This is a genomic window from Rhodopseudomonas parapalustris (assembly GCF_053772255.1).
Genome location: NZ_JAMKBZ010000008.1, coordinates 94,470 through 112,103, shown reverse-complemented (window position 1 = coordinate 112,103; position 17,634 = coordinate 94,470). Strand labels below are relative to the sequence as shown.

Below are 17,634 nucleotides of genomic sequence, written 5' to 3'. Positions count from 1 at the left end.
GTATCTAGATCGGGAGGCAGGCGATGCAAAAGGGCACCGTCAAATGGTTCAACCCCACCAAGGGGTATGGTTTCATCCGTCCGACCACGGGCGATAAGGACGTCTTCGTCCACATTTCAGCGGTCGAGCGCGCTGGGCTGAGCACGCTCAACGAGAACCAGGCGATCGAGTATGATCTGGTCGAAAACCGCGGTCGGACGTCGGCGGAGAACCTGAAGATCTCCTGAGTTCGCCGGCCAAATTGTTTTCGACTGCCCCCGGTGGAAAGCCGGGGGAGCTTCGAATGGTCGATTACTTCGCCGTCGGCACGATCAGTGCCTGGTCTGGCGCAATGGGCGAAGACGACTTGCAGAGATCGCCGTCGAGCCGCAGCAGACCTGCCGCCAACAGTCGTAGCGCAGCGGGATAGATCCGGTGCTCGATGCCGAGGACGCGCGCAGCCAGTGTCTCGGAGGTGTCGTCGTCCTGTACGGGCACCGCGCCTTGAACGATGATCGGACCGGCATCGGTATCAGGCGTCACGAAGTGCACCGTTGCGCCCGAAATCTTGACGCCGGCGCGCAAGGCTTGGCCGTGCGGATCGAGGCCGGGAAACGACGGCAGCAGCGACGGATGGATGTTCAACATCCGGGCGTACCAGCGCTGGGTGAACTCGGCCGTGAACAGCCGCATGAAGCCGCCGAGGCAGATCAGCTCAATGCCACGCGCGTCGAGTTCAGCTTGCAGCTTGGCTTCGAAACCCGCCCGATCCTTGCCGAAGGGTTTGCTTTCGATCACCGCGGTCGCAATGCCGCTGCGCTCCGCGATCGCAAGGCCGCCGGCGGTTGCCACGTTGGAGATCACCACGGCGATCTCGGCCGGAAACCCGTCCTCGGCCGCGGCTTCGATCAGCGCGGCCATGTTGGAGCCGCGCCCGGAAATCAGGATGGCAACCCGAGGCTTCATCGGCTCACTCACGAGGCGAGGTCGAGGTGGCCGTCATAGACCACGCGCTGGTCGCCCTTTGCGGCAATCACCTGACCGAGCAGGTGTACGCTTTCGCCGCTCGCGGTGAGGACTTCGGTGACCTGATCGACTGCGTCCGCCTTCACGATCGCGATCATACCGATGCCGCAGTTGAACGTTCGCAGCAGTTCGAGCTCGGCGATCTCGCCTTGCTCGGCGAGCCATTTGAACACCGGCAGGACCGGAATCCGCGGCAGATCGATGCCGACGCCGAGATGCTTCGGCAGGACCCGCGGGATATTCTCGGTGAAGCCGCCGCCGGTGATATGGGCGAGGCCCTTGATCGCGCCGGTGTCGCGGATCGCCTGGAGGCAGGACTTCACATACAGCTTGGTCGGCGCCAGCAGTGCGCCGCCGAGCGTCATCACGGGCGAGAATGGCGCCGGTGCATCGTAGGGCAGGCCGGATTTCTCGACGATCTTGCGCACGAGCGAGCAGCCGTTCGAGTGCACGCCGGAGGACGCCAGTCCGATCACCGCATCGCCCTCGGCGATGTCCTTGGAGGGCAGCAACGTGCCGCGTTCGGCAGCACCAACCGCGAAGCCGGCGAGGTCGTAATCGCCGTCCTTGTAAAGGCCCGGCATTTCGGCGGTCTCACCGCCGATCAAAGCGCAGCCGGACTCTCTGCAGGCTTCCGCCACGCCGGCGACGATCTCCGCGGCTGCTTCCGGATCGAGCTTGCCGCAGGCGAAGTAATCGAGAAAGAACAGAGGTTCGGCACCCTGCACCACGAGGTCGTTGACCGACATCGCCACCAGGTCGATGCCGATGCCGGCATGCAAGCCGGCGTCGATCGCGACCTTGATCTTGGTGCCGACGCCGTCGGTGGCCGCGACCAGAACAGGATCCTTGAAGCCGGCCGCCTTCAGATCGAACAGGCCGCCGAAGCCGCCGATCTCGGAATCCGCGCCGGCCCGTGCCGTGGCGCGGACCATCGGCTTGATCAGATCGACCAGCCGGTTGCCCGCATCGATGTCGACGCCGGAGTCGGCGTAGGTGAGGCCGTGCTTCCGCTCGGTCATGCCCGGTTTTCCCAATTCAAGCTGTGCGGCACCCGGGCATACGTCGCCAGGGCGAGGCCCGCCGTCGATTCAGCCGGCGCAACGAAGCTAGACCTAAGTCCCGCTTGTCCGCGCCCAGCCGATGTTTTGGGGTGGTTACGTCGGATTCCGCCAGCGTGCAATGGCTCGCAAGGGGACCCAGCATGGTCTATGTAGAAAACCAGCCCGCTCAACCGTCGAAAGTCGAGCTTTTTCGGCGGATTTGGCTCGGAAGCCGGGAACGTCGTGTGAGCATACCCAACATCATTACGCTCTGCCGCATCCTGTTGGTGCCGGTCGTGGTCTGGGCGATTGCGTCCAACGAGATGGCGATCGCCTTCGCGGTGTTCGTGGTGGCCGGGGTCAGCGACGCGGTCGACGGGTTCCTGGCGAAGCGGTTCAACATGGCGAGTGAACTCGGCGCGTTGCTCGACCCGCTCGCGGACAAGGCTCTGCTGGTCTCGATCTACGTCTCGCTCGGGATCTGGGGCGCGATCCCACGCTGGCTTGTGATCCTGGTGGTGTCGCGCGACATCATGATCGTCGGCGCGGTGATGATCTCCTGGGTGTTCGGCAAGCCGATCCCGATGAAGCCGCTGATGGTGTCGAAGCTGAACACGGTCGCGCAGGTCGCGTTTGCGGCGATGGTGCTCGGGGCGCTGGCCTTCGGCTTCGAGCCGATGCCTTACGACCTGTTTCTGATGGGCGCGGTGACCGTCTTGACCTTGCTTTCCGTCTCCTTCTATCTCGTCGAGTGGATGCGGCACATGAGCACGATCGAGCCCAGCCGTTGACCGCGTCGGCCGGCCGCAAGTGCGGGCCGGCATGGAGCGCCCCGTGGCAGTTCGCGTTGAACCTCGACAACTAGCCCTTGACCTGCCGCACGCCGAAAGCCTGTCGCGCGAGGATTTCCTGGAAGGTTCGGCCAATACCGCGGCACTCTCGCTGATCGAGAGCTGGCCGGACTGGCCCAACCGTATCATGATGCTGGTGGGCCCCGAGGGATGCGGCAAAAGCCATCTGGCGGCGATCTGGGCCGAGCTGGCCGGGGCCCGATCGACGGCGGCGCAGGCGCTCAATGCGGCGGCGGTGCCCGGCGCGCTGGCAACCGGAGCGTTGGTCGTAGAGGATCTCGTCCCCGGCAGCTTCGACGAGCGTGCGCTGTTTCACCTGATGAATATGGCGCGGGAAGACGAGGCCTATGTGCTGTTCACCGGCCGGACCGCGCCGTCCGCCTTTCCGGTGGAATTGCGCGACCTGAGGTCGCGGCTGCGGACCGTGCCGGTGGTGTCGCTGCTGCCGCCGGACGATGCGCTGTTTCGGGCGCTGATCGTCAAATTCTGCGCCGACCGCCAGATGTGCATCGACGCCGCCCTGGTCGGCTACCTTGCCAACAGGATCGACCGGTCGTTCGTGGCCGCCCGTCAGGTTGTTGAAAAGCTCGACACCATGGCGCTACGCCTTGGCCGCCCCGTGACGAGGGCGCTCGCCTCCGAAGTGCTGCGCGACGACTGATCCGCCGCAGCCGATGCATGGCGGGAAGGCGCGCCGCTTGACGGATTCTGCACCTCGTTCCTCAATGTCATGGAAACGTCATGCAGCGTCAGCATTGTCTCGCGGCGCCGCAGCCGCGGTGCGCTCCATCCTACTCTGGATCAGTTTTTCATGGACTCCGAGCAAGTGATTGCGATCGAAGAGAAAAAAGGCGAGACCGAGCCGGCATCGGTGATCGCCGCGGGCCCCGAGCGATTCATCAATCGCGAGTTGTCCTGGCTGCATTTCAATCGGCGCGTGCTCGAAGAATCGGTCAATCCACACCATCCGGTGCTGGAACGGGTGCGGTTCCTGTCGATCTCGGCGAACAATCTCGACGAGTTTTTCATGGTCCGCGTCGCCGGCATCAAGGCGCAGATCCGGGAGGGCATCACCGAGCGCAGTCCCGACGGGCTGACGCCGTCCGAACAGCTCGGGCTGATCAATGAAGCCGTTTCGAGGCTCGCCAGCGACCAGCAGTCGATCTGGCGTGACCTTCGCGGGGTGTTGGCTGACTCCGGTATCATTTTGCTGGATGGCAGGGATGCGACCAAGGCCGAACGGACCTGGATCGAGGACCACTTCCTCCACAACATCTTTCCCCTGCTGACGCCGCTGGCGATCGACCCGGCGCATCCGTTCCCGTTCATCCCGAGCCTCGGCTTCACCATCGGCCTGCAATTGGCGCGGGTCTCCGACGGCAAGCCGATGAACGCCCTGATCCGGATGCCGGCGCGGATCGACCGCTTCATCCGGCTGCCCGCGAACGGCAAGGATCAGACCGTGCGGGTGATGACGCTGGAGCAGGCGACCTCGCTGTTTATCGGACGGCTGTTCCCCGGCTACCACGTCAAGGGGCAGGGCTCGTTCCGGATCATTCGCGACAGCGAACTGGAAATCGAAGAAGAGGCCGAGGATCTGGTCCGGCTGTTCGAGACCGCGCTGAAGCGGCGGCGCCGCGGATCGGTGATCCGGCTGGAAGTCGACGCGGCCATGCCGGAAGAGCTGCGCATGTTCGTTCAGCGGGCGCTGGGCGCTGCCGACGACGAGGCGTTTCTGGTCGACGGCGTGCTGGCGATGAACGAGCTGTCGCAGCTCACCCGGGTCGACCGTCCCGATCTCGAATTCGTGCCCTATGTGCCGCGGCACCCGGAGCGGGTCCGCGACCATGGCGGCGACATCTTCGCGGCGATCCGGCAGAAGGACCTGATCGTCCACCATCCGTATGAATCGTTCGACGTCGTCGTCCAGTTCCTGCAGCAGGCGGCGCGCGATCCCGACGTCGTCGCGATCAAGCAGACGCTGTACCGCACGTCCAACAACTCGCCGATCGTGCGGGCTCTGGCCGAAGCGGCCGAGGCCGGCAAGTCGGTCACCGCTCTGGTCGAACTGAAGGCGCGGTTCGACGAAGAAGCCAACATCCGCTGGGCGCGCGACCTCGAGCGCGCCGGTGTGCAGGTGGTGTACGGCTTCCTGCAGCTCAAGACCCACGCCAAGCTGTCGTTGGTGGTGCGGCGCGAGGGCGGCACTCTGACGACATACATCCACACCGGCACCGGCAACTACCATCCGGTGACGGCGCGTATTTATACGGACCTGTCGTACTTCACGTCGGATCCGATCCTCGGCCGCGATGCCGCGCGGGTGTTCAACTACATCACCGGCTACGCCGAGCCGAGCGATATCGAGAAGATGGCGGTGTCGCCGATCACGCTGCGCAAGACGATGCTGGAGCATATTCGCGGCGAGACCACTTACGCTCGCCACGGCAAGCCGGCCGCGATCTGGCTGAAGATGAATGCGCTGGTCGATCCGGAGATCATCGACGCGCTGTACGAGGCGTCGCGGGCAGGGGTCTCGGTCGAGTTGGTCGTTCGCGGCATCTGCTGTCTGCGGCCGGGCGTGCCGGGGCTGTCCGACAACATCCGGGTGAAGTCGATCATCGGCCGGTTCCTCGAACACGGCCGCATCTACTGCTTCGGCAACGGCTACGGTCTGCCCAGCGCCAAGGCGGCGGTGTACATCTCGTCCGCCGACTTGATGCCGCGCAATCTCGATCGCCGCGTCGAGGTGCTGTGCCCGATGCTCAACCCGACCGTGCATCAGCAGGTGCTGGAACAGATCATGGTCGCCAATCTGAAAGATACCGAGCAGAGCTGGCGGTTGTTGCCGGACGGATCGTCGACGCGTATGAAGGCCGCCAAGGGCGAGGAGCCCTTCAACGTCCACAACTACTTCATGACCAATCCGAGTCTGTCCGGCCGTGGGAAGTCGCTCCAGGAATCCTCGCCCCGTCGGCTCACCCGGCGGGCCGAGCGCCAGCAGTCGCAGCAGTCTTCCTAAGGGGCGTCGACGTTGAGCAAGCAGCCGCACAGGCGCGAACCCAGCGTCGCCGTTATCGACATCGGCTCGAACTCCGTGCGCCTCGTGGTTTACGAGGCGCTGGCGCGCAGCCTGGTCACCGTGTTCAACGAGAAGGCGCTGTGCGGCCTCGGCCGCGAGGTTCAGACCACCGGGCTGCTGACCACGGATGCGGTCAACAAGGCGTTGGTCGCGCTGAGGCGGTTTCGTGCGCTGATCCGGGTGATGAAGGTCGGCAAGGTGTTCGCGATCGCGACCGCCGCCTGTCGCGATGCCAAGAACGGCCCAGATTTCATTGCCGAAGCCGAACGGATCTGCGGTGTCACCATCGAGATTTTGTCGGGGCCGCGGGAAGCCAAACTCTCGGCGCTGGGGGTCATCTCGGGCGTGCACAAGCCCAACGGAATCGTCGGCGATCTCGGCGGCGGCTCGCTCGAACTGATCGAGGTCCGTGGCAGCGCGGTGCGCAAGGGCGTGACGTTGCCGCTGGGCAGCCTGGCTTTGCAGGACGCCTCGCAGAAATCACTCAAGCGCGCCGAACGGATCGCCCAGCAATTGCTTTCCGAATCCGGGCCGCTCAAAACCGGGCGCGGCCGGAATTTCTACGCGGTCGGTGGGACCTGGCGCGCGCTGGCCCGCATCCACATCATCCAAAGCGGTTACTCGCTCCAGGTGATGCACGGCTATTCGATTCCTGCGGCCGAAGCGCTGCGGTTCGCAAAGCGGCTTCGCGTCCTCGCCGCCGCCAATCAGCTCGCCGACATCGAAGTCATCGCCGATGCGCGGCGGCCACTTTTGGCCTACGCGGCGCTCGTGCTCGAATACGTCATTCGTATCGCCAAGCCGAAGATGATCGTGTTTTCGACCTATGGCGTGCGCGAAGGGTTGTTGTACGAGCAACTGCCGCCTGCCGAACGCGCCAAGGACGGGCTGTTGTGCGCCGCGCAGAACTTGAACCGGCTGCTGTCGCGCTCGTCGCGTCACGCCGAGGAACTGATCGAGTGGACCGACCGGCTGTTCCGCGTCGCCAAGGTGCGGGAGACGGACGAGGATCGCCGGCTGCGCCGCGCCGCCTGCCTGATGTCCGATGTCGGCTGGCGGGTGCACCCCGATCATCGCGGCGAGCAGACGCTGTCGCTGATCGCCAACGCTAATTTCGGTGACGTCACCCATCGCGACCGCGCCTTCATGGGTTTGTCCGTGTACTACCGCTACGCGGGCTTCAGCGAACAGAACGAGCCGCCGTTGTCGGCGCGCGAATTGGTCACCGACGCGCTCAACGACCGTGCGCGATTGCTCGGCGCCGCGTTCCGGGTCGCGCATCTGATCAGTGCGGCGAGGCCGGGCGTTCTGCCCGCCACGCATTTCCGCACCGAAGGCCGCAAGTTGATGCTGGTGTTCGAGCACAGCCTCGTCGATCTCGTTGCCGACCGCGTCGGCAGCCGGTTCAAGCAACTCGCCAAGATGGTCGGGCGCTCAGGGACGATCGTGCTGCGCTGAAGTCCGCGCCGCCCGCGGCCGTTTAGACCAGAATGTGGTCGACCGGCGCCGGCAATGGCGGCAGATCGGTTTCGCCGAGCTCCTCGCGCAGATTGATCTCGATGGTGTCGGCCAGCGCGGCGATCGGCAGATCGTTGGGCAACTGCCCGAACGGTTCTTCGAGCTCCGAGCCGAGCGCGTCGAGGCCGAAGAAGGTGTAGGCCGCCAGCGCCGTGGCGAACGGCGTCAGCCAGCCGAGAGTGTTGGCGAAGCCGAACGGCAGCAGAAAGCAGAACACGTAAGCGGTTCGGTGCAGCAGCAGCGAGTAGCCGAACGGTACCGGCGTCGAGCGGATGCGTTCGCACGCGGCCTGCACCATCGCCATCTGTCCGATGGTGTGGTCGAGGATCTGAAACGGGATGTCGCGCAGCTCGCCGCTGCGGTGGAGCGACGCGAGCTCGGCCTGCATCGCCGAGAGGATGACTTCGGGCGCGTTGCGGCTGGCCTCATAGCGCGCGCGGGTTTCGGCGCTGAGGTGGCGCGTCACCTTGATGGTGTCGCTTCCCGGACGAAGATGCAGCACCAGGGCTTGTGCGAACGCCATCGCCAGCGTCAGCAGCTTCCGACGGCTGCGCTCCTGATTGTCGCCGGCGCACGGCAGGATCCGCGTCTGCCGCGCCAGATTACGGCTCAGGCAGATCAGCTCGCCCCAATGGCGGCGCGCTTCCCACCAGCGGTCGTAACAGGCGTTGTTGCGGAAGCCCATGAAGATCGACAGCGCGATGCCGAGCACCGTGAACGGCGCGCTGTTGAAGTCGGAGACGAGGCCCGGATAGGCATGATGCGCCCACACCACCGCGACCGACAGGCCGGCGATGACCAGTGCCTGCGGAAAGATCCGCTGCACCACCGAGCCCTGAACCAGAAAGAACAGTTGAAACAGATTAGGCTGCGGTCGAACGATCATTGACCTGCGCTTGACCCCGCCGTCGCGCCGTTGCGCTCGACCTGGATGACCCTGCCGCGCTCGATCGCGAGCGACAGTCGGCCGTGCTTGAGGGCCAGCGCCGCTTCACCGAACAGCTCGCGGCGCCAGCCGCGCAGCGCGCCGACATCGGCATTGTCGTCGGCCGCGATCTGTTCGAGATCGTCGACGGTGGCGATCACTTTGGCGGCGACGGCGTGGCGCTCCGAGGTCATCCGCAGCAGCACTTTGAGCAGTTCGACGATCGCGGTGCCGTTGGAGTTGTTGCGTGGCTTGTCGATCTTCGGCAGCGCCGCCATATCCCGCGCGAGCCCACGCTGCACCGCTGCGATGATCTCGGTGCCCCATTTCGAGCGGTCGAAGCCCTTGGGCAGCGAGCGCAGGCTGGCGAGCCTCTCCAGCGAGGTCGGCGCGTGGGTGGCGATGTCGCCCAGTGCGTCGTCCTTGAGCACGCGCGAGCGCGGCACGTCGCGGCTCTGCGCCTCCTGCTCGCGCCAGGCGGCGATCTCCATCAACACCGCGAGCTCTTTCGGCTTGCGGACGCGGGTCTTCAGCCGCTCCCAGGCGCGCTCGGGATGGACGTCGTAGGTGCTCGGCGAGCTCAGGACCTCCATCTCCTCGCTGACCCAATCGCTGCGGCCGCGCTTCTTCAGGTCGGCATCGAGCGCCGCGAACACATCGCGCAAATGGGTGACGTCGGAGACCGCGTAGTGCACCTGCTCCTCGGTGAGGGGGCGGCGCGACCAGTCGGTGAAGCGGTGGGTCTTGTCGGGGCGGTGGCCGGTAATGCGCTCGACGAGCTGGTCGTAGGCGATGCTGTCGCCATAGCCCAGGACCATCGCGGCGACCTGGGTGTCGAAGATCGGATGCGGCACGATGCCGGCGCGGTGCCAGACGATTTCGATGTCCTGGCGGGCGGCGTGAAAGACCTTCAGCACCTGCTCGTTCGCCATCAGGTCGAAGAACGGCTTCAGGTCGATGCCGTCGGCCAGCGCGTCGATCACCAGCGCTTCCTCGGCGCTCGCCATCTGCACCACGCACAGCAGTGGATAGAATGTGGTCTCGCGCAAAAACTCGGTGTCGACCGTAATGACGGGATGGCGGGCGAGACGGGCGCAGGCGTCGGCAAGCTGCTCGGAAGTTGAAATCAGGTCCATCAAACTCTGTCGCGTTCGGGGAACGGGTCGGGCGACAATCGGCTGTACCGGCTGCCCAAAGCCGTCGAATCCGGTCCACTAGACACGCTCACCCCGCGACGATCAAGTTCCGCAGAAGGTTTCCAGCACCTGTTCATGGGGCTGTGGCGGCTCCGCATAGCGGGCGAATTCCGCTTGTTCTGCGAAGGGGTTGGCGAGCACCGTCACGAGCTCCTCGAAGGGGCCGAAATCATCCCGATCGACCGCTGCCCGGATCACCGCCTCGATCCGGTGGTTGCGGGGGATGTAAGCCGGGTTGACCCTGCGCATCGCAGCCTGACGGGTCGGGCCGTCCTGCGGCTCGGTCGCGATCCGGGCCCGCCACCGCGGCGCCCAGGCGTCGAACGCCGACGGATCGGCGAACAGGGAGCGAACCTCGCCGAGCTCCGACGGATCGGCCGCGGCGTCGCTCAGCCGGCGGAAGGCGAGGGTGAAGTCGGCCTGACCCTTGGCCAGTGCGGCCAGGAAGTCCTGCGACAGTTGCGGATCGTCCGGCTGGCTGGTGAACAGCCCGAGCTTGGCAGCCAGTTTGGCCAGATAGGCGGCGTTGAACCGCTCCGCAAAGCCGCCGAGCGCGTCTTGGGCGATCTCGACGCCCTTGTCGTCGTCATCGGCCAGCAGCCGGACCAGGCATTCGGCCAGCCGCGTCAGGTTCCACAGCGCGATCGGCGGCTGGTTGCCATAGGCGTAACGGCCGAACTGGTCGATCGAGGAGTACACCGTCTTCGGATCGAACGTGTCCATGAAGGCGCAGGGGCCGTAGTCGATGGTCTCGCCGGCGATCGAACAGTTATCGGTGTTCATCACGCCGTGGATGAAGCCGATCATCATCCAGCTCGCCACCAGTTCAGCCTGCCGGCCGATCACGCCTTCGAGCAGCGCCAGATAGGGCGAGGGCGCCTGCGCCGCATCCGGATAGTGGCGGGCGATGGCATGGTCGGCGAGCGCCCGGACGCTGGCGAGATCGCCGCGGGCGGCGAAATACTGGAACGTGCCGACCCGGATATGGCTGGAGGCCACCCGCGTCAGCACCGCGCCGGGCTGTATCGGATCGCGCAGCACCGTCTCGCCGGTCAGCACCGCTGCGAGCGAGCGGGTGGTCGGGATGCCGAGCGCGGCCATCGCTTCGCTGACAATGTATTCGCGCAGCACCGGGCCGAGCGCGGCGCGGCCGTCGCCCATCCGCGAAAACGGCGTCCGGCCGGCGCCTTTGAGCTGGATGTCGCGTCGAATGCCATCCCGGTCGACCACCTCGCCGAGCAGGATCGCCCGGCCGTCGCCGAGCTGCGGCACGAAGTTTCCAAACTGGTGGCCGGCATAGGCCATCGCGATCGAAGCGGCGTCCTCCGGCATGAGATTACCGGCAAGGATCTCCGCGCCCTCAGGCGTGTCGAGGAGATCTGGATCGAGACCGAGCTGAATCGCGAGCGGGCGGTTCAGCTTGATCAACCGGGGGGCGGCGACCCGCGTGGGTGCAACCCGCGCGAAGAAGTTCGGCGGGAGCGCCACGTAGCTGTTGTCGAACGGAAAATGCACGGTCATCGATCACCAGTTAAGAACGCTTCGCCGTTTCGACAATCCGCCCGAACCCGGCCGGTTTCAATAGCTTCCGCGGAAAAGCTGTCATCTGGAGGCAAATCGGGACGGCGATAATGGACGGCAGCGGGGCTGCTCTGAGCGCGGTGGGCACCCGTTCCGCATCTGGTTGCCGCGGTGGGTTCGCTCGGGTAAACCCTGACGCTCTCCGCAACGGCCTGCGGACAAGCGATTCTGCCTAAAGACGGCTTTTCCGGGATTTCCATGCACCGTTATCGAACCCATACTTGCGGCGCGCTCCGCGACAGCGATATCGACCAGACCGTGCGCCTGTCCGGCTGGTGCCATCGCATCCGCGACCACGGCGGCGTGCTGTTCATCGATTTGCGCGACCATTACGGCATCACCCAGTGTGTGGCCGACCCGGATTCGCCGGCGTTCAAGGACGCCGAGAAGCTGCGCGCCGAGTGGGTGGTGCGGATGGACGGCAGGGTCCGCCGCCGCCCCGAGGGCACCGACAATCCGGATCTTCCGACCGGTGCGGTCGAAGTGTTCGTGACCGAGATCGAAGTGCTCGGCCCGGCCGGTGAGCTGCCGCTGCCGGTGTTCGGCGAGCAGGAGTATCCGGAAGACGTGCGGCTGCGCTATCGCTTCCTCGATCTGCGCCGCGAGAAGCTGCACCAGAACATCATGACCCGCGGCGCCATCGTCGACTCGATGCGCCGGCGGATGAAGGAGCAGGGGTTCTTCGAATTCCAGACCCCGATCCTGACCGCGTCGTCGCCGGAAGGCGCGCGCGACTTCCTGGTGCCGAGCCGCATCCATCCCGGCAAGTTCTACGCGCTGCCGCAGGCGCCGCAGCAGTACAAGCAACTGCTGATGATGTCGGGCTTCGATCGCTATTTCCAGATCGCGCCGTGCTTCCGTGACGAAGATCCGCGCGCCGACCGCCTGCCGGGCGAATTCTACCAGCTCGACGTCGAGATGAGCTTCGTCACCCAGGACGACATCTTCGCCGCGATGGAGCCGGTGATCACCGGCGTGTTCGAGGAATTCGCCAAGGGCAAGCGCGTCACCAAGGGTTGGCCGCGCATCGCGTTTGCGGACTCGATGCGCAAGTACGGCACCGACAAGCCGGACCTGCGCAATCCGATCGAGATGCAGGACGTCTCCGAGCACTTCCGCGGCTCGGGCTTCAAGGTGTTCGCGCGGATGCTCGAAGAGCAGCGCAACCAGGTCTGGGCGATCCCAGGTCCGGGCGGCGGCTCCCGCGCGTTCTGCGATCGCATGAACTCGTGGGCGCAAGGCGAAGGCCAGCCGGGCCTCGGCTATATCATGTGGCGCGAAGGCGGCGAGGGCGCAGGTCCCTTGGCCAACAACATCGGCCCGGAGCGCACCGAAGCGATCCGCGCCGCGCTCGGCCTCAAGGCGGGGGATGCGGCGTTCTTCGTGGCGGGCGATCCGTCGAAGTTCGTGAAGTTCGCTGGCCTCGCGCGCACCCGGGTCGGCGAGGAGCTGAACCTGATCGACAAGGATCAGTTCGCGCTCGCCTGGGTCGTCGATTTCCCGATGTACGAGTACAACGAGGACGACAAGAAGGTCGACTTCTCGCACAACCCGTTCTCGATGCCGCAGGGCGGCATGGAAGCGCTGACGTCGCAGGATCCGCTGACCATCAAGGCGTTCCAGTACGACATCAGCTGCAACGGTTACGAGATCGCCTCGGGCGGCATCCGCAACCATCGCCCGGAGGCGATGGTGAAGGCGTTCGAAATCGCCGGCTACGGCGAGCAGGAAGTGGTCGACCGGTTCGGCGGCATGTATCGCGCCTTCCAGTACGGCGCGCCGCCGCATGGCGGCATGGCGGCCGGTGTCGACCGCATCGTGATGCTGCTTTGCGGCACCACCAATCTGCGCGAGATCTCGCTGTTCCCGATGAATCAGCGGGCGGAAGATTTGCTGATGGGCGCTCCCTCGGAGGTCTCGCCCAAGCAGCTCCGTGAACTGCACATTCGGCTGAACTTGCCCGACGCCAAATAGGCGTCGGACGAGAGGTCGAAACTAACCACAATGGCGGGGGAACGCATGGCGTCGTATTCCGAAGATCTTCAGGCGGCCGCGCTCGGCTATCATCGCCAGCCGAAGCCCGGAAAGCTGGAGATTCAGGCATCGAAGCCGCTCGCGAACCAGCGTGATCTGGCGCTGGCGTATTCCCCCGGAGTGGCCGCCGCCTGTAACGCGATCGCCGCCGATCCGGCGCAGGCCGCCGAACTCACCGTGCGATCCAACCTGGTCGCCGTCGTCACCAACGGCACGGCGGTGCTCGGTCTCGGCAATATCGGGCCGCTCGCCGCCAAGCCGGTGATGGAAGGCAAGGCGGTCCTGTTCAAGAAGTTCGCCGGCATCGACGTGTTCGACATCGAGATCGCGGCCGATACCGTCGACCGCGTGGTCGACACCGTGGCGGCGCTGGAGCCGACCTTCGGCGGCATCAACCTCGAAGACATCAAGGGGCCGGAGTGCTTCGAGATCGAAGCGATGCTGAAAGACCGGATGAAGATCCCGGTGTTTCACGACGATCAGCATGGCACTGCGATCATCGTCGGCGCTGCGGTCAAGAATGCGCTGGCGCTGACCGGCAAGGACATTGCCAAGGTCAAGATCGTCGCCGCCGGCGCAGGCGCAGCGGCGCTCGCCTGCCTCAATCTGCTGGTGTCGCTCGGCGCGCAGCGCAAGAACATCTTCGTCTGTGACCTCGAAGGTCTGGTGTACGAAGGCCGCACCGCGCTGATGGATCGCTGGAAGGCGATCTATGCGCAGAAGACCGACAAGCGCACGCTCGCCGAAGTGATCGGCGGCGCCGACATTTTCCTCGGCCTGTCCGGGCCGAACGTGCTGTCGCAGGACATGGTCAAGGAGATGGCGGAGCGGCCGCTGGTGATGGCGCTCGCCAACCCGACCCCCGAGATCATGCCCGAAGACGTGCGCAAGGTACGTCCCGACGCGATGATCTGCACCGGGCGCTCGGACTTCCCGAACCAGGTGAACAACGTTCTGTGCTTCCCGTACATCTTCCGCGGCGCGCTCGACGTCGGCGCCACCGCGATCAACGAAGCGATGAAGCACGCCGCGGTCGACGCGATCGCGCAGCTCGCGCGCGAAGCGCCGGCCGACCCGGTGTCGGTTGGTCTCGACAATGAGGAAGCATTCGGGTTCGGCCCAGGCTCGCTGATCCCGAGCCCGTTCGATCCGCGCTTGATTTTGCGGATCGCGCCCGCAGTGGCAATGGCCGCGATGGACTCCGGCGTTGCCACCCGTCCGATCACCTCGTTCGATGATTACTACGCGCAGCTCGAACGGTTCGCGTTCCGCTCCGGCCTGGTGATGAAGCCGGTGTTCGCCAAGGCGAAGGGCCAGCCGGTCCGGGTGATCTATGCCGAAGGCGAAGACGAGAAGGTACTGCACGCGGTGCAGACCATCCTCGAGGAGAAGCTTGCGCGGCCGATCCTGGTCGGCCGTCCCTCGGTGGTCGAGGCGCGGATCAAGCGTTCCGGCCTGTCGATCCGTCCCGGCGAGGACTTCGACCTCGTCAACCCGCAGGACGACCCGCGCTATCGCTCCTATGTGCAGTCCTATATCGACATCGCCGGCCGTGCCGGTGTGACGCCGGCGGCGGCGCGCACGGTGGTGCGGACCAACTCGACGGTGATCGCAGCTCTCGCGGTGGCACGCGGCGAGGCGGACGCGATGATCTGCGGCCTCGACGGCCGCTACATGAATCATCTGCGCCACGTTCGCGACGTGATCGGCCGGCGCCCCGGTGTGTCGGACTACGCTGCGCTGGCGCTGCTGATCACCAAGAAGGGCCCGATTTTCATCGCCGACACCCAGGTGCGGCCCAATCCGACGGCCGAGGAACTGGCCGAACTCGCGGCGCTCGCGGCGGTTCACGTCCAGCGGTTCAATATCAAGCCGAAGATCGCGTTCCTGTCGCATTCGGATTTCGGCAGCTTCCCTACGGACTCGTCGCTGAAGATGCGCCGCGCCACCGCGATCCTTGCCGAGAAGCATCCGGAGATCGAAGCGGATGGCGAGATGCAGGGCGACAGCGCACTGTCGGAAACCTCGCGGCAGATGATCCTGCCGCATTCACGGCTGACCGGCGTCGCCAACGTGCTGATCATGCCCAATCTCGACACCGCCAATGTCGCCTATCAGATGATCAAGGTGGTGGGCGAGGCGCTGCCGGTCGGACCGATTCTGATCGGCCCGGCTCTGCCGGCGCACATCCTGACCCCGTCTGCGACCGCGCGCGGCATCCTCAACATGACCGCGGTGGCGGTGGTCGAGGCGCAGGAGCGGGCCGGGCGGCATCAGGGAACGCTGTTTGCCTGAGGCGTTCAGGACTGGAACTGTCGTTTTTTGTTCGTTTGAAAACCCGAGGCGCCGCGCCATACTGAGGGTGCGGTGCGGCGCATTCGCCGCCGTCCACGGGGATGCACATGCCGGCCTTGATTCCGCTCGGGCGCTTTCTGTTCTCCATCCTGTTCGTCTACTCCGGCGCATCCAAGCTGCTCGATCTGCCTGCGACCACCCAGGCGGTCGGCAAGTTCGTCGTCCCCGAGATAATGGCCACCTACACGGCGCAGCTCGAGCAGGCTGCCGGAATGCCGTTCGCCCAAATGCTGGCGCTGGCGGCCGGCGGGATCGAGCTGTTGTGCGGCCTGCTGATCGCCCTGAATTTCGGTGCACGGTTCTGCGCGCTGGTGCTGATCGTGTTCGTCGCGGTCGGGACGTATTACTTCCACGATTTCTGGAACCAGACCGGCCCGGACGCTCAGGCCAATCTGGCGATCGCCCTGAAGAACCTGTCGCTGGTCGGTGGATTGCTGATCATTGCTGGGATCGGCAGAGGCGGCGCGGCGTCCAGTGCCGCGTGATCGCGGTCAGCGGCGGCGCCAGGCGGTCACGCTGACGTCGTGGTCGGCGTCGAGGATTTGCCGGTCGGCCGGGTGCAGGCCGTGCGCTGACAGGATCTGCTCCGGTGTCCGCTCCGGCACGCCCGGGAAACACGGCTCGCCGCCGGGCAGCCGGGCCTGCGGAGCCTGAGACAGATAGAACGTGTCGTAGCGATCGAAGAACAGCGCGAACACGGCAGGCCCGCCGATGATCGCCACCGTGCCACTGGTCACACCGGCCCGGGCGCAGGCGTCTTCGAACGACGTATGGGCCGGGTTCCACAGTAGCGCTTTCGGATTCGTCGGGTCGGGCGCCAAGCCGGCGACCTGCCGGGTCACGATCAGCCGGCGCCGCAGCGGCGAGCTCGGCTGGTCCTCGAACGAGTTGCGGCCATGGACGATCAGGTCGGCGCGGTCGAGCGAGGTTGCGAAGAACTTTTGATCGCCCTTGAACTTCAGCGCGTCCGGCATCAGCCGATCCGCGTCGGCGAGGTTGCCCTCGGCCGACACGATGACGTAGCCCTCGATGGTCAAAGCTGGCGCCGCCGTCATGGGCGGTTCGCAATCCGCATCTGCAAGGCGGGATCGCTTATTCAGATACGGTCTGCACGACGGCGCTCACCGGCCGGGTGCTCACCGTCGGCAGCGGATTGCTCTTGGCGAGTTCCTCGTCGTACTGCGGCAACGTCTGCACCGGCGACTTGGCGCGCATCTGCACCACCTTGTAGCCGCCGGCCTTCAGCCGCCGCAGCAGCTCCGGCAGCGCCTCGGCAGTGCTCTTCTGGAAGTCGTGCATCAGGATGATGCCCTTGCCGAGCTTGTCCAGCTTGTTCATCACGGTGTCGACGACCTGCTGCGGCTTGCGGGCCTTGAAGTCGAATGAGTCCAAGTCGCAGGAAAACATCGCGACGTTGCGGGTGCCGAGATAGGTCACCAGCGCCGGCGGATGCTGCAGCGCCGGGAAACGGAAGAACGGCGATGGTGCGGTTCCGATCGCCCACTTCACCGCGGCGAAACCCTTTTCGATCTCGTCCTTGGCCTGCTGCTCGGTCAGCTTCTTGTTGGCGAGATTGGCATGCGACCAGGTGTGCGAGCCGACAGTGTGGCCGGCGGCGGCGACCTGCTTGAGGATCTCGGGATGATAGGTGGCGTGCTTGCCGATCGGGAAGAAGATCGCCTTGGTGCACTGATCGCCGAGCGCCTTCAGCACCGCCGGCGTGTTCACCGGCCAGGGGCCGTCATCGAAGGTCAGCACCACTTCCTTGTCGCGCAGGAAGTCGAGTTGCTTGAAATGCTCGAAGCCGAAACCGGGGCCGCCGGTGGTGTCGATTTCGACGATGCGGCCGACGCCCAGCGCATCCGGGTTGGCGCAGAGCGGCTTGGCCGCGGCTGCAGCTTGCGGGGCGGGGGCCGGAGTGGATTGGGGAGCTGCGGGAGCGGGAGCTTTCGGCGCCTGCGCGAAGGAGGCCGCGGTCGTCCCAACAGACACCGCACCTGCAACAATCAAAGCTGCTGCTATCCGCATACCGAAGTCCTTCTGC

15 protein-coding genes are annotated in these 17,634 nt (G+C 65.5%); 8 read left to right on the top strand and 7 right to left on the bottom strand.

All coding sequences use genetic code 11. The annotated features are described in order from the left end of the window. Positions 1-23 precede the first annotated feature (23 nt). Complete coding sequence (locus tag M9H71_RS09685) at positions 24-227, top strand: cold-shock protein (protein ID WP_013502093.1); 204 nt, start codon at positions 24-26, stop codon at positions 225-227. Between the two features lie 64 nt (positions 228-291). Here the strand turns inward: M9H71_RS09685 and purN are convergent, their stop codons facing one another. Both purN and purM read right to left on the bottom strand, forming a co-directional pair. Next, complete coding sequence (gene purN, locus M9H71_RS09680) at positions 292-945, bottom strand: phosphoribosylglycinamide formyltransferase (RefSeq protein ID WP_455404822.1); 654 nt, start codon at positions 943-945, stop codon at positions 292-294. An 8-nt stretch (positions 946-953) separates the two neighbouring features. After that, positions 954-2,027 (bottom strand): phosphoribosylformylglycinamidine cyclo-ligase, encoded by a 1,074-nt coding sequence (purM, locus tag M9H71_RS09675; RefSeq protein ID WP_455404821.1) that lies wholly within the window; start codon positions 2,025-2,027, stop codon positions 954-956. A gap of 266 nt (positions 2,028-2,293) precedes the next feature. Here purM and M9H71_RS09670 point away from each other — a divergent pair, with 266 nt between their 5' ends. The 4 genes from M9H71_RS09670 (at position 2,294) to ppx (ending at position 7,439) form a co-directional block, all read left to right on the top strand. Further along, a complete protein-coding gene (locus M9H71_RS09670) occupies positions 2,294-2,839 on the top strand; it encodes a CDP-alcohol phosphatidyltransferase family protein (RefSeq protein WP_164602229.1) in 546 nt (181 codons plus the stop codon). Positions 2,840-2,882: 43 nt separating this feature from the next. Further along, on the top strand, positions 2,883-3,560 hold the full coding sequence (locus tag M9H71_RS09665) for a chromosomal replication initiator DnaA (RefSeq protein ID WP_455404892.1): 678 nt from the start codon (positions 2,883-2,885) through the stop codon (positions 3,558-3,560). A gap of 150 nt (positions 3,561-3,710) precedes the next feature. Then, positions 3,711-5,921 carry an RNA degradosome polyphosphate kinase gene (locus M9H71_RS09660; protein WP_455404820.1) on the top strand — a complete coding sequence of 737 codons (2,211 nt, stop codon included), beginning with the start codon at positions 3,711-3,713 and terminating at the stop codon, positions 5,919-5,921. 12 nt (positions 5,922-5,933) lie between these two features. After that, positions 5,934-7,439 carry an exopolyphosphatase gene (ppx, locus tag M9H71_RS09655; protein ID WP_455404819.1) on the top strand — a complete coding sequence of 502 codons (1,506 nt, stop codon included), beginning with the start codon at positions 5,934-5,936 and terminating at the stop codon, positions 7,437-7,439. A 22-nt stretch (positions 7,440-7,461) separates the two neighbouring features. On the opposite strand, the gene M9H71_RS09650 is transcribed toward ppx, so the two are convergent. From M9H71_RS09650 to M9H71_RS09640, 3 genes are all read right to left on the bottom strand, one after another. Continuing rightward, on the bottom strand, positions 7,462-8,385 hold the full coding sequence (locus M9H71_RS09650; RefSeq protein WP_455404818.1) for a bestrophin family protein: 924 nt from the start codon (positions 8,383-8,385) through the stop codon (positions 7,462-7,464). Further along, positions 8,382-9,560: a ribonuclease D gene (gene rnd, locus M9H71_RS09645; RefSeq protein ID WP_455404817.1), complete on the bottom strand. Its 1,179-nt coding sequence runs from the start codon at positions 9,558-9,560 to the stop codon at positions 8,382-8,384. Before rnd ends, M9H71_RS09650 begins: the two co-directional genes overlap by 4 nt. A gap of 102 nt (positions 9,561-9,662) precedes the next feature. Further along, on the bottom strand, positions 9,663-11,141 hold the full coding sequence (locus M9H71_RS09640; RefSeq protein ID WP_455404816.1) for a protein adenylyltransferase SelO: 1,479 nt from the start codon (positions 11,139-11,141) through the stop codon (positions 9,663-9,665). 258 nt (positions 11,142-11,399) lie between these two features. On the opposite strand from M9H71_RS09640, the gene aspS reads away from it, so the two are divergent. From aspS to M9H71_RS09625, 3 genes are all read left to right on the top strand, one after another. Next, on the top strand, positions 11,400-13,175 hold the full coding sequence (gene aspS / locus M9H71_RS09635; RefSeq protein WP_455404815.1) for an aspartate--tRNA ligase: 1,776 nt from the start codon (positions 11,400-11,402) through the stop codon (positions 13,173-13,175). A 45-nt stretch (positions 13,176-13,220) separates the two neighbouring features. After that, entirely contained in the window at positions 13,221-15,530 is a 2,310-nt protein-coding gene (locus M9H71_RS09630) for an NADP-dependent malic enzyme (protein WP_455404814.1), read from the top strand. A 107-nt stretch (positions 15,531-15,637) separates the two neighbouring features. Beyond that, positions 15,638-16,075: a DoxX family protein gene (locus M9H71_RS09625; RefSeq protein WP_455404813.1), complete on the top strand. Its 438-nt coding sequence runs from the start codon at positions 15,638-15,640 to the stop codon at positions 16,073-16,075. Positions 16,076-16,081: 6 nt separating this feature from the next. On the opposite strand, the gene M9H71_RS09620 is transcribed toward M9H71_RS09625, so the two are convergent. Next, positions 16,082-16,645 carry a dihydrofolate reductase gene (locus tag M9H71_RS09620; RefSeq protein ID WP_455404812.1) on the bottom strand — a complete coding sequence of 188 codons (564 nt, stop codon included), beginning with the start codon at positions 16,643-16,645 and terminating at the stop codon, positions 16,082-16,084. Between the two features lie 37 nt (positions 16,646-16,682). Next, on the bottom strand, positions 16,683-17,618 hold the full coding sequence (locus M9H71_RS09615; RefSeq protein ID WP_455404811.1) for a polysaccharide deacetylase family protein: 936 nt from the start codon (positions 17,616-17,618) through the stop codon (positions 16,683-16,685). Positions 17,619-17,634 lie beyond the last annotated feature (16 nt).